Source organism: Limnohabitans sp. 2KL-1, from assembly GCF_003063435.1.
Lineage (GTDB): Bacteria > Pseudomonadota > Gammaproteobacteria > Burkholderiales > Burkholderiaceae_C > Limnohabitans_A.
On record NZ_NESL01000005.1, the window covers coordinates 140990 to 157996 of the forward strand.

General features: G+C 62.8%; 13 protein-coding genes. 6 read left to right on the forward strand and 7 right to left on the reverse strand.

All coding sequences use genetic code 11. The features are described from left to right. Positions 1 to 3: 3 nt before the first annotated feature. Positions 4 to 1269, reverse strand: coding sequence for a YihY family inner membrane protein (locus tag B9Z47_RS12560; protein WP_108331581.1), 1266 nt, complete (start codon positions 1267 to 1269; stop codon positions 4 to 6). Positions 1270 to 1290: 21 nt separating this feature from the next. On the opposite strand from B9Z47_RS12560, the gene B9Z47_RS12565 reads away from it, so the two are divergent. The 5 genes from B9Z47_RS12565 to B9Z47_RS12585 are packed head-to-tail and all read left to right on the forward strand — an operon-like array spanning position 1291 to position 5174. Further along, positions 1291 to 1722: a DUF2069 domain-containing protein gene (locus B9Z47_RS12565; RefSeq protein ID WP_199226390.1), complete on the forward strand. Its 432-nt coding sequence runs from the start codon at positions 1291 to 1293 to the stop codon at positions 1720 to 1722. 50 nt (positions 1723 to 1772) lie between these two features. Then, on the forward strand, positions 1773 to 3215 hold the full coding sequence (locus B9Z47_RS12570) for an FAD-binding oxidoreductase (protein WP_108331582.1): 1443 nt from the start codon (positions 1773 to 1775) through the stop codon (positions 3213 to 3215). A 24-nt stretch (positions 3216 to 3239) separates the two neighbouring features. After that, entirely contained in the window at positions 3240 to 4091 is an 852-nt protein-coding gene (locus B9Z47_RS12575) for a thymidylate synthase (protein WP_108331583.1), read from the forward strand. Positions 4092 to 4102: 11 nt separating this feature from the next. After that, positions 4103 to 4591, forward strand: a complete 489-nt coding sequence (locus tag B9Z47_RS12580; RefSeq protein WP_108331584.1) for a dihydrofolate reductase — start codon at positions 4103 to 4105, stop codon at positions 4589 to 4591. Between the two features lie 10 nt (positions 4592 to 4601). After that, on the forward strand, positions 4602 to 5174 hold the full coding sequence (locus B9Z47_RS12585; protein ID WP_108331585.1) for a DUF4337 domain-containing protein: 573 nt from the start codon (positions 4602 to 4604) through the stop codon (positions 5172 to 5174). A gap of 81 nt (positions 5175 to 5255) precedes the next feature. On the opposite strand, the gene B9Z47_RS12590 is transcribed toward B9Z47_RS12585, so the two are convergent. Then, positions 5256 to 7547, reverse strand: a complete 2292-nt coding sequence (locus tag B9Z47_RS12590; protein WP_158271679.1) for a glycosyltransferase family 41 protein — start codon at positions 7545 to 7547, stop codon at positions 5256 to 5258. A gap of 180 nt (positions 7548 to 7727) precedes the next feature. Between B9Z47_RS12590 and xth the strand changes: the two genes are divergently transcribed. Next, positions 7728 to 8510, forward strand: a complete 783-nt coding sequence (gene xth / locus B9Z47_RS12595) for an exodeoxyribonuclease III (RefSeq protein ID WP_108331587.1) — start codon at positions 7728 to 7730, stop codon at positions 8508 to 8510. An 89-nt stretch (positions 8511 to 8599) separates the two neighbouring features. On the opposite strand, the gene B9Z47_RS12600 is transcribed toward xth, so the two are convergent. The 5 genes from B9Z47_RS12600 to B9Z47_RS12620 all read right to left on the reverse strand — a co-directional run bounded on the left by B9Z47_RS12600 (position 8600) and on the right by B9Z47_RS12620 (position 16765). Continuing rightward, entirely contained in the window at positions 8600 to 9190 is a 591-nt protein-coding gene (locus B9Z47_RS12600) for a methyltransferase domain-containing protein (protein ID WP_108331629.1), read from the reverse strand. Between the two features lie 281 nt (positions 9191 to 9471). Beyond that, positions 9472 to 11577, reverse strand: a complete 2106-nt coding sequence (locus tag B9Z47_RS12605; protein ID WP_108331588.1) for an alpha/beta hydrolase domain-containing protein — start codon at positions 11575 to 11577, stop codon at positions 9472 to 9474. Positions 11578 to 11692: 115 nt separating this feature from the next. Then, complete coding sequence (locus tag B9Z47_RS12610; protein ID WP_108331589.1) at positions 11693 to 12673, reverse strand: alpha-E domain-containing protein; 981 nt, start codon at positions 12671 to 12673, stop codon at positions 11693 to 11695. 15 nt (positions 12674 to 12688) lie between these two features. Next, complete coding sequence (locus B9Z47_RS12615) at positions 12689 to 14152, reverse strand: circularly permuted type 2 ATP-grasp protein (RefSeq protein ID WP_108331590.1); 1464 nt, start codon at positions 14150 to 14152, stop codon at positions 12689 to 12691. 48 nt (positions 14153 to 14200) lie between these two features. After that, positions 14201 to 16765 (reverse strand): DNA internalization-related competence protein ComEC/Rec2, encoded by a 2565-nt coding sequence (locus B9Z47_RS12620; RefSeq protein ID WP_108331591.1) that lies wholly within the window; start codon positions 16763 to 16765, stop codon positions 14201 to 14203. Positions 16766 to 17007: the final 242 nt, after the last annotated feature.

Below are 17007 nucleotides of genomic sequence, written 5' to 3' on the forward strand. Positions count from 1 at the left end.
CTCTCAAGCCCGCGTGGATGAGCGCGTGGCTTGGGGCAGCAACGTTGCCACCCGAATCAGGTCCAATCCGGTCTGCGTCCACACCGGGTCGGCCGCCGAGGCACGCCACACCAGCAGCTTGTCCGCCAAGGGTGCCACGCTGGTCTGCGCCGGGTCCATCAGCAAAACCTGGCGGGCTTGACCCTTGTCGTTTTGTTCGGTCAGACGGCCCACCCAATCCAGGTTGTGCAAAACCTCCAGCACCGGCCGAAGCTCGCCAGGGCCCACCCGCAATCGCGCGGCCAGATCATCGGTGCTGAAACCCCGCTGAGCCGTGGCCTTGGCCATGTTCAACTCGGACAACACCTCCAGCGCCAATCTGAAGCCCCAACCCGCGCCATCGGGCTTGCGCCACTCGGGCTGGCCCAACTCAGGCAAGCTCGAAGCCAGCACCGCACCCAGCAACACAATCAGCCAAGTGACATAAATCCAGACCAGCAAGATTGGCAGCGCCGCGAAAGCACCGTAAATGACCGAATAGGTTGGCACCTGAAGAAGGTAAATGGCCAACAATTTTTTGGCCAGTTCCAGCGCCCCCGCCACAAACAAACCGGCCGTGATGGCGTGACGCCAGCGCACCCGGGTGTAGGGCACATAAAAATACAAACCACTCACGCAAGCGGTCAACAACACGAATTCGAAACTGTCGAGCAACCATCGGATGGAGCCCGGCAACACATCCACCACGTCGCGCGAAGCGGTGACCACATACGAGGTGATGGCCAGACTGGCCCCCAGAAACAAAGGCCCCAGGGTGATGGCCGACCAGTACAGCAACACCCTTTGCGGCAAAGGCCGTTGCCGCTGCAGCCGCCAGATTTGACCCAGAGTGCGCTCAATTGTCACCATCAGGAAAACCGCCGACATCAGCACCGCCACCAAACCGACCGACCCCAAACGGCTGGCCTTGCGGGAAAACTGGGTCAGGTAGCTGAGTACCTGCCGGGCGATGCTCTCGGGCACCAGACTCTCGATCAGCCAGCGCTGGATCGTGTCCTGAAACTTGCCAAACACCGGAAACGCGGCGAACACAGCCAAGCCCACCGCGAACAGCGGCACCAAAGCCAGCACCGTGGTGAAAGTGAGCGAACTGGCACTCACCCCCAGACGGGCATCGCGAAAGCGCTCGGCCAGAACACCGGCCATCTGACGCCAGGGAAAAACACTCAGCTCTTGCCACCACAGGTCCAGTTGTGCGCGCCAGGAGGTCTTTGTCAGGGGAGATTGCATGCCCGGTATGATGCCACCGCAATGAAGCCCAACACCACACCTCCAACCGACAACGCCCCCGAAATCACCCCGGCAGGCGTCGAATTCACCCGCTGGCTGGCCGTCGGCAGCCTGCTCGGTCTGATCGCCCTGGGCCTGCTGTGGGAGCTGTGGCTGGCCCCCTTGCGCGAAGGCGGCTCCTGGTGGGCCATCAAGGTCCTGCCTTTGTGCATCCCGCTGGCCGGTTTGCTGAAAAACCGCATGTACACCTACCGCTGGGTCAGCATGCTGGTCTGGCTCTACTTCACCGAGGGCGTGGTGCGTGCCTGGGGTGACGCCTGGCCCTCGAACGTGTTGGCCGGCTTGCAAACCCTGTTGTGCACCAGCTTGTTTGTGGCTTGCGCCCTGCATGTGCGCATCCGCTTCAAAGCCGCCAAGGCCACAGGCCACTTTGTGCCCGTGCCCAGAGACTGAACGCGCTTACCCGCCCCTTTAACGCTCACTGTCCGCTCTGCAAGATGCCCATGAACGCCGTGCCTACATCCCATGCCGCCCTGATCACCCGGCTTCGCCAGATTTGCGGTGATGCCCATGTGCTGACCCACGACGACCCCGCAGCCGACCTGAGCGCCTGGGAGCAGGACTGGCGCAAACGCGTGACAGGTCGGGCACTGGCCGTGGTGCGACCCAACAACACACAAGAGGTGGCCAACGTGGTCAAGGCCTGCGCTGCAGCCAACACGCCCATCGTGCCGCAAGGCGGCAACACCGGGCTGGTGGTCGGCTCGGTGCCTGATGCTTCGGGCACCCAGGTGGTGCTGAGCCTGACGCGCATGAACGCCGTGCGTGCCATCGACAAGGACAACCTGACCATCACCGTGGAGGCCGGTTGTGTGCTGCAAAACCTGCAGGCCGCAGCCGAGGGCGCGGGCTTGCTGTTTCCCTTGAGTCTGGGGGCCGAGGGCAGTTGCACGATCGGCGGCAACTTGGGCACCAACGCAGGCGGCACGCAGGTGGTGCGCTACGGCAACACCCGCGAGCTGTGCCTGGGCCTGGAAGTGGTCACCGCGCAAGGCGATGTCTGGCATGGCCTGACGGGCTTGCGCAAGGACAACACCGGCTACGACCTGCGCAACCTGATGATCGGCAGCGAAGGCACGCTGGGCATCATCACCGCCGCCACCATGAAGCTGTACCCGCAACCGGCCGCACAGCTGACCGCCTGGGCCGCAGTACCGAGCATGGAGGCCGCTGTGCAACTGCTGGGCCTGGCGCACCAGCGCCTGGGGCCGGGCCTGACGGGCTTTGAAGTCATGAACCAGTTTGCGCTGGGCTTGGTGGACAAGCATTTCCCGCAGCTGCGCGTACCCCTGTGGCAAGACAAGCCCTGGTGCGTGCTGCTGGAAAACTCCGACAGCGAAAACGAAGCCCATGCCCGCAGACAGTTTGAATCCCTGCTCGAAACGGCTCTGGAACTGGGCTGCGTGACCGATGCCGTGGTGGCCGAAAGCATGGCGCAAGCCCGGGGCCTGTGGCACATCCGCGAAAGCATCACCCTGGCCCAGGTGGAAGAAGGCCTGAACATCAAGCACGACATCGGCATCCCGGTCTCGCGCATCCCCGCCTTTGTGCTGGAGACCGACGCCTTGCTGGCCCGCGAAGTGCCCGGTGTGCGCATGGTGGACTTCGGGCATCTGGGCGACGGCAACCTGCACTACAACGTGCAAGCGCCCGAAGGCGCCGATGGTCAGGCTTTTTTGCGTGACTTTGAAGATAAGGTGAACACCCTGGTGTTCGACCAGGTGGCCCGTTTCAAGGGGTCGATCAGCGCCGAACACGGCGTGGGTGAACTCAAGGTGGACAAACTGCCGCTCTACAAAGACCCCACGGCGCTGGCCATGATGCGGGCTGTTAAACAGGCCCTGGACCCGCAAAACATTCTGAACCCTGGCCGCGTCCTGGGCTAAAACGCAACATTGACACTCGAAACCATGAACACCCCTGCCCGCCAACCTCATCGCCCTGTTCGCAGCCAATACGAAGATTTCATGCGCCACGTTTACACGACAGGCGTGCAAAAAGCTGACCGCACCGGCACGGGCACACGCAGCGTGTTTGGCCACCAAATGCGCTTTGACCTGAGCGAGGGCTTCCCGCTGGTGACCACCAAAAAGGTCTTTTTGAAGGCCATCATCGTGGAGCTGCTGTGGTTTTTGCGCGGAGACAGCAATGTCAAATGGCTGCAGGAACGCGGCTGCACCATCTGGGACGAATGGGCGCGTGAAGACGGTGACCTGGGTCCCGTGTACGGGGTGCAATGGCGCAACTGGCCCACACCCGGCGGCGGCCACATCGACCAGATCAGCGATGTGATGAAGACGCTCAAAGCCAACCCCGACTCGCGCCGCATCATCGTGAGCGCCTGGAACGTGGCTGAGCTGGACCAAATGGCGCTGATGCCCTGCCATGCCTTCTTCCAGTTCTATGTGGCCCCGGCGCAAAAGCCGGGTGACAAGCCCAAACTCAGCTGCCAGCTGTACCAACGAAGTGCCGACATTTTTCTGGGCGTGCCTTTCAACATCGCCAGCTACGCGCTGCTGACCCACATGGTGGCCCAACAGTGCGACATGGACGTGGGCGACTTCATCTGGACCGGTGGCGATTGCCACATCTACGCCAACCACCATGAACAGGTGGAACTGCAGCTGAGCCGTGCGCCCATGGCCTACCCCACGCTCAACATCAAGCGCAAGCCCGATTCGATCTTCGATTACGAATACGAAGACTTTGAAGTGCTGGGTTACGAATGCCATCCGGCCATCAAAGCGCCTGTCGCAGTCTGAGGCCAGGCGGGATGAAACTGCACCTCATTTATGCACGCGCCCGCAATGGCGTGATCGGCAATGACAACCAGATGCCCTGGCACCTGCCCGAAGACTTGGCGCACTTCAAGCGCGTCACGCTGGGCCAGCCGGTCATCATGGGCCGCAAGACCTGGGACTCCCTGCCCGCACGCTTTCGGCCACTGCCCGGTCGCGTCAACATTGTCGTGACACGCCAGAGCGACTGGCAAGCTGAAGGCGCGCTGCGTGCGGTATCCATCGACGAGGCCATGCGACTGTGTGGCGATGTGCCCGATGCCTGGATCATGGGCGGGGCCGAGATTTACCGTCAGGCCGAGCCCCTGGCCAGCACGGCGGTGGTGACCGAGATCGACGCCGACTTTGAAGGCGATGCATACGCCCCCGAACTGGGTGAGCGCTGGCAGGAAATTCAGCGTGAATCCCATGTGGCGGCCAATGGCCTGCCCTTTTGCTTCGTCACTTACCAACACAACCTCTGAGGAAACACCCATGTCCGGACACGGTTTTCACGTTCACGGCCCGCACGACCACGAGCTGGAGCACGCAGCCCAGGGCCATGGCGGCGAGCACACCAACAGCATCGCCATGTTCACCGCGATCATTGCCACGGTGGGCGCGCTGTTTGGCTACATGGGCGGGGCCACCCAGGCCAACGCCGGCTTGTACAAAAACAACGCGGCCATCAAAAAGACCGAAGCCTCCAACCAGTGGAACTATTACCAGGCCAAAAGCAGCAAGCAAAACCTGAGCGAGCTGGCCATGGAATTAACCCCCGCCAAAAAAGACTTCTACCAGGACGAGATCAAGCGCTACAAGGGCGAAAAAGCCGAGATCAAGGCGGCTGCTGAAAAACTCGAAGCCGAATCCAAACACTGGGACGAGCAGTCCGACGAACAAATGCACCAGCACCACCGCTGGGCACAGGCCACCACCGTGCTGCAAGTGGCGATCGCGATGGCCGCCATTGCTTTGTTGTCCAAAAAGAAATGGCTCGAGTTTGTGATGTACGGCGCAGGTGCCGTGGGTGTGGTGGTGGGCGTGCTGGCCGCACTGCACATCTGAGCCATTTGAATCCCACGCTGAACGCATGAGCGCATGAGCGCATGAGCGCATGCGCTCAGCGACTCATCTCACAAGGCCTTTTCAGGCCTTTTTCTTTGGGGGCGCAGCGTCGGTTTGTGTGCCACCGCAGTAGCCCCGCCACATCTGGCGCAGCACCCCCTCAAAGTCGCGGGTGTACTGGTCAATGTTCCAGGCCGGTGCCGCCTGCAGGCGCTCACGCAGGCCCTGCTTGAGGCCCAGCAAGGCCTGGCGGTCGCGGGCCATGGCGGCGGCAATGCGCACATAGTCGGCATCGGACTGCGCCACCCAGTCGCTCAGCCCGGCTGCCGTCATGAAGCTGGCCCCCATGCGCGAGACAAAGTTGCCCCCTGCCTTGACCACCACCGGCACCCCCATCCACAGCGCCTGCAAAGTCGTGGTGCCACCGTTGTAGGGGACAGGATCGAGCGCGATGTCCACATCGGCGTATTCGGCCATCATCTCGGTCAGGCCCACCGGTCCCCGGAATTCCAGACGCTCGCGGGCGATGCCTTCGGCCTGAAAGCGCTGCGCAAAGGCCTCGACCGCGCCGTCGTCCTTGAAACTCGGAGCCTTGAGCAGCAGGCGTGAGCCCGGCACCTCTTTGAGCACCGCCGCCCAGAGCTTGACCGTGTGCGGCGTGAGCTTGGGCACGTTGTTGAACGAGCCGAAGGTCAAAGGACGCTCGGCGTGCGCCTGAACATAGTCCAGATACGGGTAGTCGGTTTCAGGCGCAAAGCAGAACACGCTGTTTGGCAAACGGGCCAGTTGCTCGGTGAACAGCCCTTCGCTGCCCACGGGGGCCACCACGGCATCGGCCACCAGCCAGTCGATGTTGGGCACGCCAGTCGACCCGGGATAACCCAAAAATGTGGCCTGCACTGGCGCAGCGCGCTGGCCGAACAGGCTCATGCGCTGCATGCTGGTGTGGCCCGACAAGTCCAGCAGGATGTCGATGCCATCCTCTTCAATGCGGCGCGCCAGTTGGCTGTCGTTCCAGGTCGTCGCTTCCACCCAACGGGCCACACGGCGTTTGGCCAACTGGGTTTGTTGGTCATAAGACACGCCCGTGAAATACATCGTGACTTCCACCGCCCGGTGGTCCAGCCTGGCCAGCACCGGTTGCATGAAGATGTTGACCGGGTGCTGGTGGTGAAAATCGGCCGACACCAGACCCACACGCAATGGGCGTTCAGGCGTCTTGTCGTTTTTGAAACTGCTGAGGGCACGGGCGTTGTGGCCCAGGTGGGCAAACATCTCGCGGTGCAAATCGGCCACCTGCTGGGGGCTGAGCTGGTCGCTGTAGAGCGAACTCATGGCGGCACTCGAATGCATCTTGGAGCCATGGCCTTCTTCGTCGGCCAACTCTTTGTAAAGCCGCAAAGCCGTGTCGGCATCGCCCGTGCGCCCGGCCACGCTGGCGCGCATCGATTTGGCCCCCGGCTGCGGCGCAATGGCCTCGGCTTTGGCCAGCACCTCCAGCGCCTCTTGCATGTTCCAGCTCTCGGCCAGCGAATGGGCCAGGTTCCAGTGGGCGGTGTCGCTGTCCGGGTGCAACTCGACATTGCGCCGCAGCACCGCCTGCGCTTCTTGCCACAGGTTGTAGCGAAACGACAAATCGGCCAGCCGCACCAGCGTGGCCTCGGATGTGCCCGCGCTGGCCCGCTCAAACGCACGGTGCCCGTCTTCGGTCATGCCCAGACGCATGAAGATGTCGCCCAGATCCATTTGCATCTCGGCGCGCTCGTTGACATCGACCGTCTCTGGGCGCAGACGCAGCACCAGCAAAGCCTGTCGCATCGCTTCGAGGGCACGGGATGCGTCACCCCGCTCCAACCGGAATTTGGCCATGCGCCAATGCACCTGATGGTTGATCTGCGCCCCCGCCGCTGAGAGCGCACGGTGGTATTCGACCGCAGCGGCTTCCGGCTGGCCCTGGTCTTCCAGCAAACGGGCCAGCGACAACCGGGCTTCGTAGCGGGCAGGCATCAGCGCCATGGCCCGGCTGTAGCTGGCCATGGCCTGCTGATGAACCCCCAATTGACGGCACAAATGACCCGCTTCCAGCCATCCGCTGTAGTTCGAGGGAAAGGTCTTGAGCAACAGCGCAAAACCGTCGCGAGCCGCCTGGTGATCGCCTTGCATGACCAGACAACGCACCCACTGCAAAGCCGCGGGCTCCATTTGAGGATCATCTTTCAGCGCAGCTTCGTAGGCCGCGCGCGCTGGAGCCCATCGCCCCGCCTTGAAATGGGCATTGCCCTGGTTAAACGCATCGGCAACAGCCTGACTCACTTCACGCACGGCGGATGAGGCGGGAGTGTCTGGCAATTCGGCAGCTGGGGTGTTGGTCATGAGCATGCATTCATCTGAATAAGCCCGCATTGTGTATTATTTTTGAATACAAAAAGCATTAATTTCATGATTCAAGGCGCCCAATACGAGAACTCTGTCATCCCTTTGAAGCATCGGCCAACAGATGGCCTGTGGGCTAAACTCATTGACCATCATGCCCAACGCCTGAAATAACCCCCCATGAAAATTGCCACCTGGAATGTGAACTCGTTGTCTGTGCGCCTGCCGCAAGTGCTGGACTGGCTGGCCGCCAACCCGACCGATGTGCTGGCCCTGCAAGAACTCAAACTCACCGACGACAAGTTCCCGGCCGCTGCCTTTGCCGAAGCGGGCTACCAGGCGCAATGGTTTGGCCAGAAAACCTACAACGGCGTGGCGCTGATCTCCAAAGCCGAAGGCACTGACGTGGTGAAAAACATCCCCGGCTTTGAGGACGACATGTCCCGCGTGATCGCCGCCACCTACCCGGACGGCGCTGGCGGCACGGTGCGGGTGATCGGTGCGTATTTCCCCAACGGCCAGGCCCCGGACAGCGACAAGTTCGTCTACAAAATGCGCTGGCTGGATGCGCTGCGCGACTGGGTCGTCAGCCAAATGCAGCAGCACCCGAACCTGGTGCTGCTGGGCGACTACAACATCACCTTTGACGAACTCGACATGTGGGACCCGGTCGCGCTGGCGGGCACCATCCACTGCACCGACGCCGAGCGCGAAAAACTGCAGGCTCTGATCGGTTTGGGTCTGACGGACAGCTTCCGACTGTTTGAGCAGCCCGAAAAAAGCTACAGCTGGTGGGATTACCGCGAGTTTGCTTTTCGCCGCAACCGGGGCCTGCGCATCGACCACATTTTGATTTCAGAGGCACTCAAAGCCAGGGCCGCTGCCTGTGTGATTGATCGACTGCCGCGCAAAAACGAACGCCCCAGCGACCATGCGCCGGTGGTGCTGACGCTGGCCGCATAACCGGGCGTTTTGTGCTGAGGTCGGCCACAGGGCTGGCCAAACCGCTCGGCAACACAGGCCACCCTACCCACGCGGTTGCGGCCCCAGGCTCAAACAGGCAAATGCTTTTGAGCCAGCGCACGCACAGCGTCATCGGACAAGCTTTTTTTAGTGCCCAACATCCACAAATCAAAAGCGGGCGGACGGGCAACGCCCGCTGTGCGCAGAAAACCACAGGCTTGCAAGGTATCGGCCAGCAGCTTGCGGGTGAAGCCGCAGCGGTGGGCCATGTACAAATTGCCCGCCGCCATCGCTGGGCGGTGCCCGTACAAAATGTCCAGGGCCGCAATCGGCCCGGCCGGAGAGTCGTACAAAGGTGAGGCCAATTCACCCTGCGCCACGCGCGCGCAGACCGACTGCAAATCCGGGCAAGTGATCAGCACCATGCCGTCGTCCTTGAGCACACGCACAAACTCGGCCAGTGCCACGGGAACCTCATGGGGATACAAATGCTCGATGTTGTGACTCGACACAATCGCGTCGATGGAGCCGGTGGCCACAGCCGACATGTCGGTCATCGTGCCCACCACATCGGGTCGAACCGCAGGGTCAATGTCCAGTCGAACCTCCTGCCAACCTTCAAAACCGGCAAAGCCGTGCGCACGCCCCAAAGGCCCGCAGCCCACGTTCAACAATTTCATTTTTTCTGAATGCATCACTCACCACTCCAACCCGACGAATCACGCCGTTTGCTCAAGTTATCGCCCGTGTCCGGACGAATGGACCACCCCGTGCACGCCTTGGCGGGCATGGAAAATCCATGTTGGCCTGGGCGCGCTGCGAGGAACTGAAAACAAACAGTTTAACGGGATGGCCATCTGGTGACGCCTGGCCAGGTTGACACGGGCCAGAACAACACCCCGCGGCTGCGGCGGTGTCAGCCGATGGGGCATTGCACGAAGCGCCAAACGGCGCGTCGCGCTCAGCGCAGCACGGCGCTCTTGGCTGCGGCTTCGATCAGGGCTTGTGCGTCTTCTTTCAAGAGAAAACCCGCTTGCATGGCGCGGTCAGCCGCTTTTCTGACGGCTTGGACATAGCCATCATGCGAGCCATATCTTTCTTGCAGTGACAGCCGAGTGTCGCCGTGGGCTTGTCGCTCTGCGGCTGTTTTGGCAAAGGGCACCATGCCGCCGACGTAGTTGCAGATTTCTCCTTTGTGGAAAGGGCGTGCGCCATCGGCCGTGATGTTCCAGCCCAAGTAGGTGCCCAAGGGGGCGTCGAGCAAGACCACGGGCAGACCCCCCACTTCATTGCCGTCAGCGTCCACTTTGGGCGCGTACATCGGTAAAACCTGCTTGATTTTGGGCGGTGCCAAACTGGGCACGCCCGAGCCATCCACCGCCTTGAAGCCCGGGCCCCAGTCGTAATCGTGTACCGGCATGATGAAGTCACGCTCGGGAACGGTGGGACGCAGGCCCGGCAAGTTGGGATAGCCCAACGCGGATTTTTCAGCCACCGCCAGTTGGTTTTTGGCCATCAGCGGGTACTGGCTGGCGGGTGGCTCGGTGCCTTTCATGACCCAGTTGCGAAAGTGCACACGCAGGGCGTTGACGGTTTCCTTGTGCGGCACGGGATTGGCGGGCAGCACCGCCTGTCCGAAGTTGTTGCCGGGACACATGGGACCGGCCTTGGGCAAGGCGGCACCCGGGATGCTGGTGTCAAAACCGCCCGCGCCGCCACCGTGGTTGCTGCTGGCAATGTAGTAGCGCCGCACGTTGGCAGGCAGGGGCAGGTCTTGTTTGGCGTCGGTGCCGATCCATTCCGGGGTGAGCTTCAAGGCCCAGACCTCGGCAGAACCAAAATGCTCCATGATTTTGGGGCAGGTGCGCGTTTGCATGCACCGATCCAGAATGCCGGCAGCAGGCGTGCCGCGCACCGGGTCAGGGTGAGGCAACCACCACTGAGGCCCCTCGCTGCCGGCCTGGTACAACTCCAGCACACCGTCTGGCTGGGCCCAGCGGAAGTTGAGTGCAATGCGGCGACCTGCAATGATGGGCCACAAACCATCGTGCACTTGTTGGCCCGCTTCGTCCTGGTTGAAGCCCAGATGCAGCCAGCCGCGCAAATAATTGCCCGATTGTGAGATGCCCCTGGCAATGCTGTGCTGGACGGTGTTGGCCACCGGGTTGGGTGTGCCCGTGTCATCGGCTTTGGCGTGTTTGAAGAAAACGGCCACATCCCGCCAGGCTGCAAAGCCGATGCCCAGCACATAAGGGTCTTGGGCTTCAAAGACGACTTGGTACAGCCGCTTGGCATCAAACCCGTTTTTCAGGCAGATGTGTGTCGGATCGGGTGTGCCGGGAAAGGGCGTCTTGGCGTCGCATTGGGCCCAGGCCCAGTCGCTGGGCGCGATGGCTTGCTCGTCAAACACTTCGCCGTTCATGTTTTCGCGTCCGCGTGACACCAGTGTCGCTTTGCGGGTGTCCAAGCTTGCGGGTTGGTAAGGCACAGGGTTGGTTTGCACCAGCAAGGGTTGTGACTCGGGGCCTGCGCGGTTGACGATTCGGCCGAACACTTGGCCGGTGATCTTGGAGCCATCGGGGTTTTTGGCCACCGGCACCTGCAAGAACTGCAGGCCGTTGATGCTGGCCTGCGGCTTGACTTGGGTTGCCCCCACGTTGTCGCCTTGCCAGGCACTGGCCAGGCCAATGTCGCCCATGGCGAATTCCTGCTCGGCGTAGGGGAACACGCGCCCCCGGTTGGGCACATCGTGCCACATCAATCCGCTGGCATCCTTCAGATGGACTGGCTTGTAAATCACAAACGAGGTCACATAGCGCACCTTGCCATCGGCATCCTTGGCCAGCTCGATGTCCTGGATGATGGCGTTTTGCGGCAGTTTAGGGTCCAGCTCACCAAAGACGCGCCCGGCCACTTGTTCGTAGGCGATGCCGGCTGTACTGCCTGCAGCCACAGGCACAGCTTGGGTGCCGTCGATCACGATTTTCGTCACGCGGGCGTGGGTGCCCGAACAGAAAAGCGCCGACAAAGCGACGGCCCACAGGGCGTTGGGGGCTGAAAGCAGCATGGATCGATCCTTTCGCAGGCGCACCCGAAGTGGGGGAACGCGCACTTGGATTCAACCGGATTTGAAGCCCTCCAACAACCGGGTCAACCCCCGGACACTTCGCACAGGCGACAGCTCAGGACACCGCCTGCGGCATCAAAAACTCCCGGCTGATGCGCCCGCCCAGCACGTTCACGCGCTCCAGAAACTGCGTCAGGTAAGCGTGCAGGCCGGTGGCCAGAATTTCGTCGATGCGGCCAAAAGCCAGCTCCGAGCGCAGGCGTCCGGCGTGGCGCAGGGTGTCGCTCTCGCGGTCGTGCGAAACCAGCGCCAGGTTGGACACCACTTCGTTCAGGCTGGCGTGCAGCGAGCGCGGCATGTCCGGGCGCAGGATCAGCAATTCGGCCACGCGCTCGGGGCGGATCACATCGCGGTAGACCTTGCGATACACCTCGAAGCCGCTGACGCTGCGCAAAATCGCGCTCCAGTGGTAGAAGTCGTATTCCTGCGTCACCTCGGCCTCGACACCGCTGTAGTTGGGGGCCCCGAAAAAATCATTTTGCATGGCGTGGAACTTCACATCCACCAGCCGCGCCGTGTTGTCGGCCCGCTCCAAAAACGTGCCCATGCGCATGAAGTACAGCGACTCGTCCATCAGCATGGTGCCCACCGTCACGCCGCGTGACAGGTGCGAGCGGAACTTGACCCACTCAAAGAACTGGCCCGGATCGCGCTCGAACTCGCCGCTTTTGAGCATGCGGTTGACTTCGAGCCAGGTCTGGTTCTGCGTTTCCCACACCTCGGTGGTCAGCGTGCCACGCACGGCACGGGCGTTTTCACGCGCCGCCCGCAGGCACGAGATGATGGACGAGGGGTTGTCCTCGTCACGCACCATGAAGGCCATCACATCGCGGGGGTTGATGTTTTTGTAGAGCGCCAAGTACGAGGGCAGCAACTCGCTGATGGACAAAATACCCTCCCAGCCCGCCTCCACAGCCGCAGCCGATTGTGGCAACAACGAGGTCTCGTAGCTCACATTGAGCATGCGGGCGGTGTTCTCTGCACGCTCCATGTAACGGGACATCCAGAAGAGGTGGTCGGCGGTTCTTGAAAGCATGTGTGTTCTCCCTTGTCAGTCCTGCAAAATCCAGGTGTCTTTGGTGCCGCCGCCTTGGCTGCTGTTCACCACCAAAGAGCCTTCTTTCAAAGCCACCCGCGTCAAGCCGCCGGGCACCATCTGCACCGTGCGTCCGCTCAACACAAAGGGGCGCAGATCGATGTGGCGTGGCGCGATACCGCTCTCTACATAGGTGGGGCAGCTCGACAAACTGAGCGTGGGCTGCGCAATGTAGCCCTCGGGGTTGGCCAGCAAGGCACCGCGAAAACGCTCGATCTCTTCCTTGGTCGAGGCTGGGCCGACCAGCATGCCGTAGCCGCCCGCGCCGTGCACCTCCTTGACCACCAGGTCTTTCAGGTTGGCCAGGGTGTACTGCAGGTCATCGGGCTTGCGGCACTGGTAAGTGGGCACGTTTTTCAGGATCGGCGTCTCGCCCAGGTAGAACTTGATCATGTCGGGCACATAGGGGTAGATCGACTTGTCGTCGGCCACGCCCGTGCCCACCGCGTTGCAAATCGCCACATGACCGGCTTTGTAGGCCTCCATCAGGCCCGCGCAACCCAGCGTCGAGGTGGGGCGGAACACCTTGGGGTCCAAAAAGTCGTCGTCCACCCGGCGGTAGATCACGTCCACGCGCTGTGGGCCGCGTGTGGTGCGCATGTAGACGAACTGGTCTTTGACGAACAGGTCTTGCCCTTCCACCAGCTCCACGCCCATTTGCTGCGCCAAAAAGGCGTGCTCGAAGTAGGCGCTGTTGTACATGCCGGGCGTGAGCACCACCACTGTCGGCTCGGCCGTGGTGGCGGGGCTCGATGCTCGCAAGGTCTCCAGCAGCAGGTCAGGGTAATGCGCCACCGGGGCCACGCGGTGCTGGTTGAACAGCTCGGGGAAGAGCCGCATCATCATCTTGCGGTCTTCCAGCATGTAGCTCACGCCGCTGGGCACGCGCAGGTTGTCTTCGAGCACGTAGTACTCGCCGTTGCCCTGCGCATCCGGGGCCCGCACGATGTCGACCCCGCTGATGTGCGAATAGATGTTGTTGGGCACATCCACGCCGATCATCTCGGGGCGGAACTGCGCATTGCCCTCGATCTGCTCACGCGGGATCACGCCCGCTTTGAGGATCTCCTGATCGTGGTACACGTCGTGGATGAAGCGGTTGAGCGCCGTGACGCGCTGCACCAGACCCGCTTCCATGCTTTTCCACTCCTGGGCAGCAATCACACGGGGGATCAAATCGAAGGGGATCAGGCGCTCGGTGCCCCCTTCTTCTTTGTTGTTGTCTTCGTCCAGCTCGCCATAGACCGCGAAGGTGATGCCCACGCGGCGGAAAATCATCTCGGCTTCTTCGCGGCGCGAGGCCATGGTTTGCGGGTCTTGCGCCTGCAACCAACGGGCATAGGCCAGGTAATGGTCTCTGACTTCTCCGGCATCGCCTGCGGCAGGCAAGCGGCTGTACATTTCATCGAATTGGCGCATGGCTCGTTACTCCTGACCACAGGATAGCAAGATGCATACCTATTTTCATCAATGCGGCAGAACGTGGTGCCAATAGCGCCTGGCCAGAACCCTTTCGCATTGCACCTGCGCAGGCCTATCACTGCGCCAGCTGGCCGCGCCGCAGCGGGTGGACTCTGTCAACCCGATGCCCTGCGCGCGGTAACGGTCCACCACCGGCTGGGCCGGGTGCCCAAAGCGGTTGCGGTAACCGGCTTGCACCAGCGCCAGCCGGGGCTGCAAGGCCTGTAAAAATTCAGGCGTCGATGAGGTCTTGCTGCCATGGTGCGGCACCAGCAACACGTCCACCGGTGCCAAACCCGCCCGCACCAGCGCCAGCTCCTGAGCTGCCTCGATGTCGCCCGCCAACAAGGCCGAAACAGCGCCCTGGCTGATGCGCAAGACACAGCTGGTTTCATTGGGTTTGCGCGGCCTGGATGTCGCACCCGAAACGGGCGGGTGCAGCACCTCGAACAGCACCCCATCCCACACCCACGACTGCCCCGCCTGGCAGCGCGTCCAGCCGGGCCGCAAGGCATGCAAAACATGCGCATCCTCCAGCGAGGACCACAAGACCGCCTGGGGCCGCATGGCCAACACGGCTGCCGCGCCACCGGTGTGGTCGCTGTCGCGGTGGCTGAGCATCAACACATCGAGCCGTTCGCCCATTTGCGCCAACAGGGGCACCAGCACCCGGTGCCCGGCGTCGCTTTCAGCCGAATAGCGCGGCCCCGCGTCGTACAGCAGGCTGTGCCCGGCGGTGCGCACCAGCACCGCATTGCCCTGCCCCACATCGGCCGCCAGCAGCTCAAATGTGCCCACGGCCGGACGCGGATGCACCCAAAACAACACCGGCCACAACAGCGGCAGGCACAGCAGCTTCCACGACAAGGGGAGCCTGACCACCAGGCCCACGGCACCGACCAACGCCAACAGGCCCAAGCCCCACGGGGCCATGGCCGTCGACACACTGGCCATCGGCCAAGCCGCCATCCACCCCAGCAGGCTCGCCAACGGTTGCAAAGCCCAGACCGCCAGCCCCCAAGCACCCGGCCACAACACCCCCAGCATGGCCAAAGGCGTGACCACCAGCGTCACCCAGGGGATGGCCAACAAATTGGCCACCAAGCCCACCCAAGACACTTGCCCAAAAAACAGCAGCGTCAAGGGTGCCAACGCCACCGTGATCGTGGCCTGTTCACGCAGCAGCGCCCATGCCGCGGCCCCCATGGCCCCTCCCCAAATGGGGAACTGTTGTGCACCCCATCGGTGCCCAGATGACCCAGGCACCAAATCGGTGCGGCGCAGCACAGCGCCATGCCCGTCCCGCCATCCCTGCTGCGCCCGCTGGGTTGCCGCCTGCCGATCGGTCGCCATCAACACCCCCACCGCCACAAAGCTCAGCCAAAATCCGGGCTGCAACAAGGCCCAAGGGTCCAGCGTCAGCACCACCGCACCCGCCAACGACCAGATCAGCGCGCCATGCCACTGGCGTGCGGAGATCTTGAGCAAGGTCACCACCGCCAGCATCCAAAGCGTGCGTTGCGCGGGCACGCCCCAACCGCTGAACAGGGCATAAAAACCAGCCAACCCCAGGCCGGCCAGCGCCCCCACATGGGCCGCAGGCCAACGCAACGCGCCCGCAAAACCCCACAAGGCCGACTTGCGCCAGCCCCATGCCACCAGCACCGAAGCCAGCCAGGCGAACATGGTCACATGCAGACCGGAAATGCTCATCAAGTGCGCCACGCCCGTGGCCCTGAACACATCCCAGTCGCTGCGGTCGATGGCCGCCTGATCGCCGGTGACCAGGGCCGCCACAATGCCCGCGAACTTGGCCGACTCGCCCGCAGCGGACGGCGACAGCTGGGTCAGCAACCGGTCGCGTACCGTTTGCCGCCAGCCCTCGATCGGGTGCGCCCAGGTGGACGCCAGCCGCACCGGGGCCGGGTCTTTGCCCCCCGTGCGCACATAGCCGGTGGCGCGAATGCCTTGCTCCCACAACCACAACTCGTAGTCAAACCCTCGAGGGTTCAGGTTGCCATGCGGTGCCTTCAGGCGCACCCGAAAGCGCCAGCGCTCACCCGCCTTCACCGGCTCGGGCAGGGGCGACGTGCTCCAGCCGCTGTCGTGCATGCCGTCCTGCGCATACCAGCCCAGATACACCTGCCTGGGCAGGTCTGCGGGCAAGTCCAGCGCCTGCACCGAACCGGCGGGATGGACCCGCCAAGCTTGCTCCAATTGAAAGCGAAACCGCCAACCCAAGTCCTGGCGCTGCGGCATGGCCTGCACCACGCCCACCACATCCAGGTCTTGCCCTTCCAGCGCCGGATCGATGACCCCCGAGCGGCTCACGGCATGCAAGCCAGTGACCGACACCGCCAAGCTCGCCCAGACCAACCCCATGGCCAAGACCCGCAGCCCCCCTGCAAATGCCCAGCGGCGCAGCACCAGCCCAACACCCCAAGCCCCCGCGCCCAAACCCGCATAGCCCGCCAGCGGCCACAGCGCTTCTTGCTGCAACTGCACGGCCACGCCCGCGCACCAGGCCAGCAAGCCCGGCCCCAATCCCCGCGCCCACACCATGAACATCATGGCAACACCCCCAGCCCATGCGGGCCCCTGCAGACAAGCGCGCGACCTCGCCGCGCCGATCCGACCTGTGCAGCACCCGTCCGCACACGACCAGGCCCCTGCGCCACCTGCGTGCAGCATCGATTCATGCTCAGCCTCCCTGATTTGGCCGAATGTTGGAACAGTCGCTCTGGCGCTCTTGTGCTGCGAACCCGGGTGCGCCGTGTCAACGGCTTGATCCGGCCCCGGTCCTGGCGCGTGTC

Excerpts from the sequence above, each read along its gene's own strand:
- B9Z47_RS12580 (WP_108331584.1), top strand. The coding sequence starts at position 4,103 with ATGAAACTGCACCTCATTTATGCACGCGCCCGCAATGGCGTGATCGGC.
- B9Z47_RS12615 (WP_108331590.1), bottom strand. The coding sequence starts at position 14,152 with ATGCGCCAATTCGATGAAATGTACAGCCGCTTGCCTGCCGCAGGCGAT.
- B9Z47_RS12565 (WP_199226390.1), top strand. The coding sequence starts at position 1,291 with ATGAAGCCCAACACCACACCTCCAACCGACAACGCCCCCGAAATCACC.
- B9Z47_RS12610 (WP_108331589.1), bottom strand. The coding sequence starts at position 12,673 with ATGCTTTCAAGAACCGCCGACCACCTCTTCTGGATGTCCCGTTACATG.
- B9Z47_RS12605 (WP_108331588.1), bottom strand. The coding sequence starts at position 11,577 with ATGCTGCTTTCAGCCCCCAACGCCCTGTGGGCCGTCGCTTTGTCGGCG.
- B9Z47_RS12600 (WP_108331629.1), bottom strand. The coding sequence starts at position 9,190 with ATGAAATTGTTGAACGTGGGCTGCGGGCCTTTGGGGCGTGCGCACGGC.
- B9Z47_RS12570 (WP_108331582.1), top strand. The coding sequence starts at position 1,773 with ATGAACGCCGTGCCTACATCCCATGCCGCCCTGATCACCCGGCTTCGC.
- B9Z47_RS12575 (WP_108331583.1), top strand. The coding sequence starts at position 3,240 with ATGAACACCCCTGCCCGCCAACCTCATCGCCCTGTTCGCAGCCAATAC.
- B9Z47_RS12585 (WP_108331585.1), top strand. The coding sequence starts at position 4,602 with ATGTCCGGACACGGTTTTCACGTTCACGGCCCGCACGACCACGAGCTG.
- xth (WP_108331587.1), top strand. The coding sequence starts at position 7,728 with ATGAAAATTGCCACCTGGAATGTGAACTCGTTGTCTGTGCGCCTGCCG.
- B9Z47_RS12560 (WP_108331581.1), bottom strand. The coding sequence starts at position 1,269 with ATGCAATCTCCCCTGACAAAGACCTCCTGGCGCGCACAACTGGACCTG.
- B9Z47_RS12620 (WP_108331591.1), bottom strand. The coding sequence starts at position 16,765 with ATGATGTTCATGGTGTGGGCGCGGGGATTGGGGCCGGGCTTGCTGGCC.
- B9Z47_RS12590 (WP_158271679.1), bottom strand. The coding sequence starts at position 7,547 with ATGACCAACACCCCAGCTGCCGAATTGCCAGACACTCCCGCCTCATCC.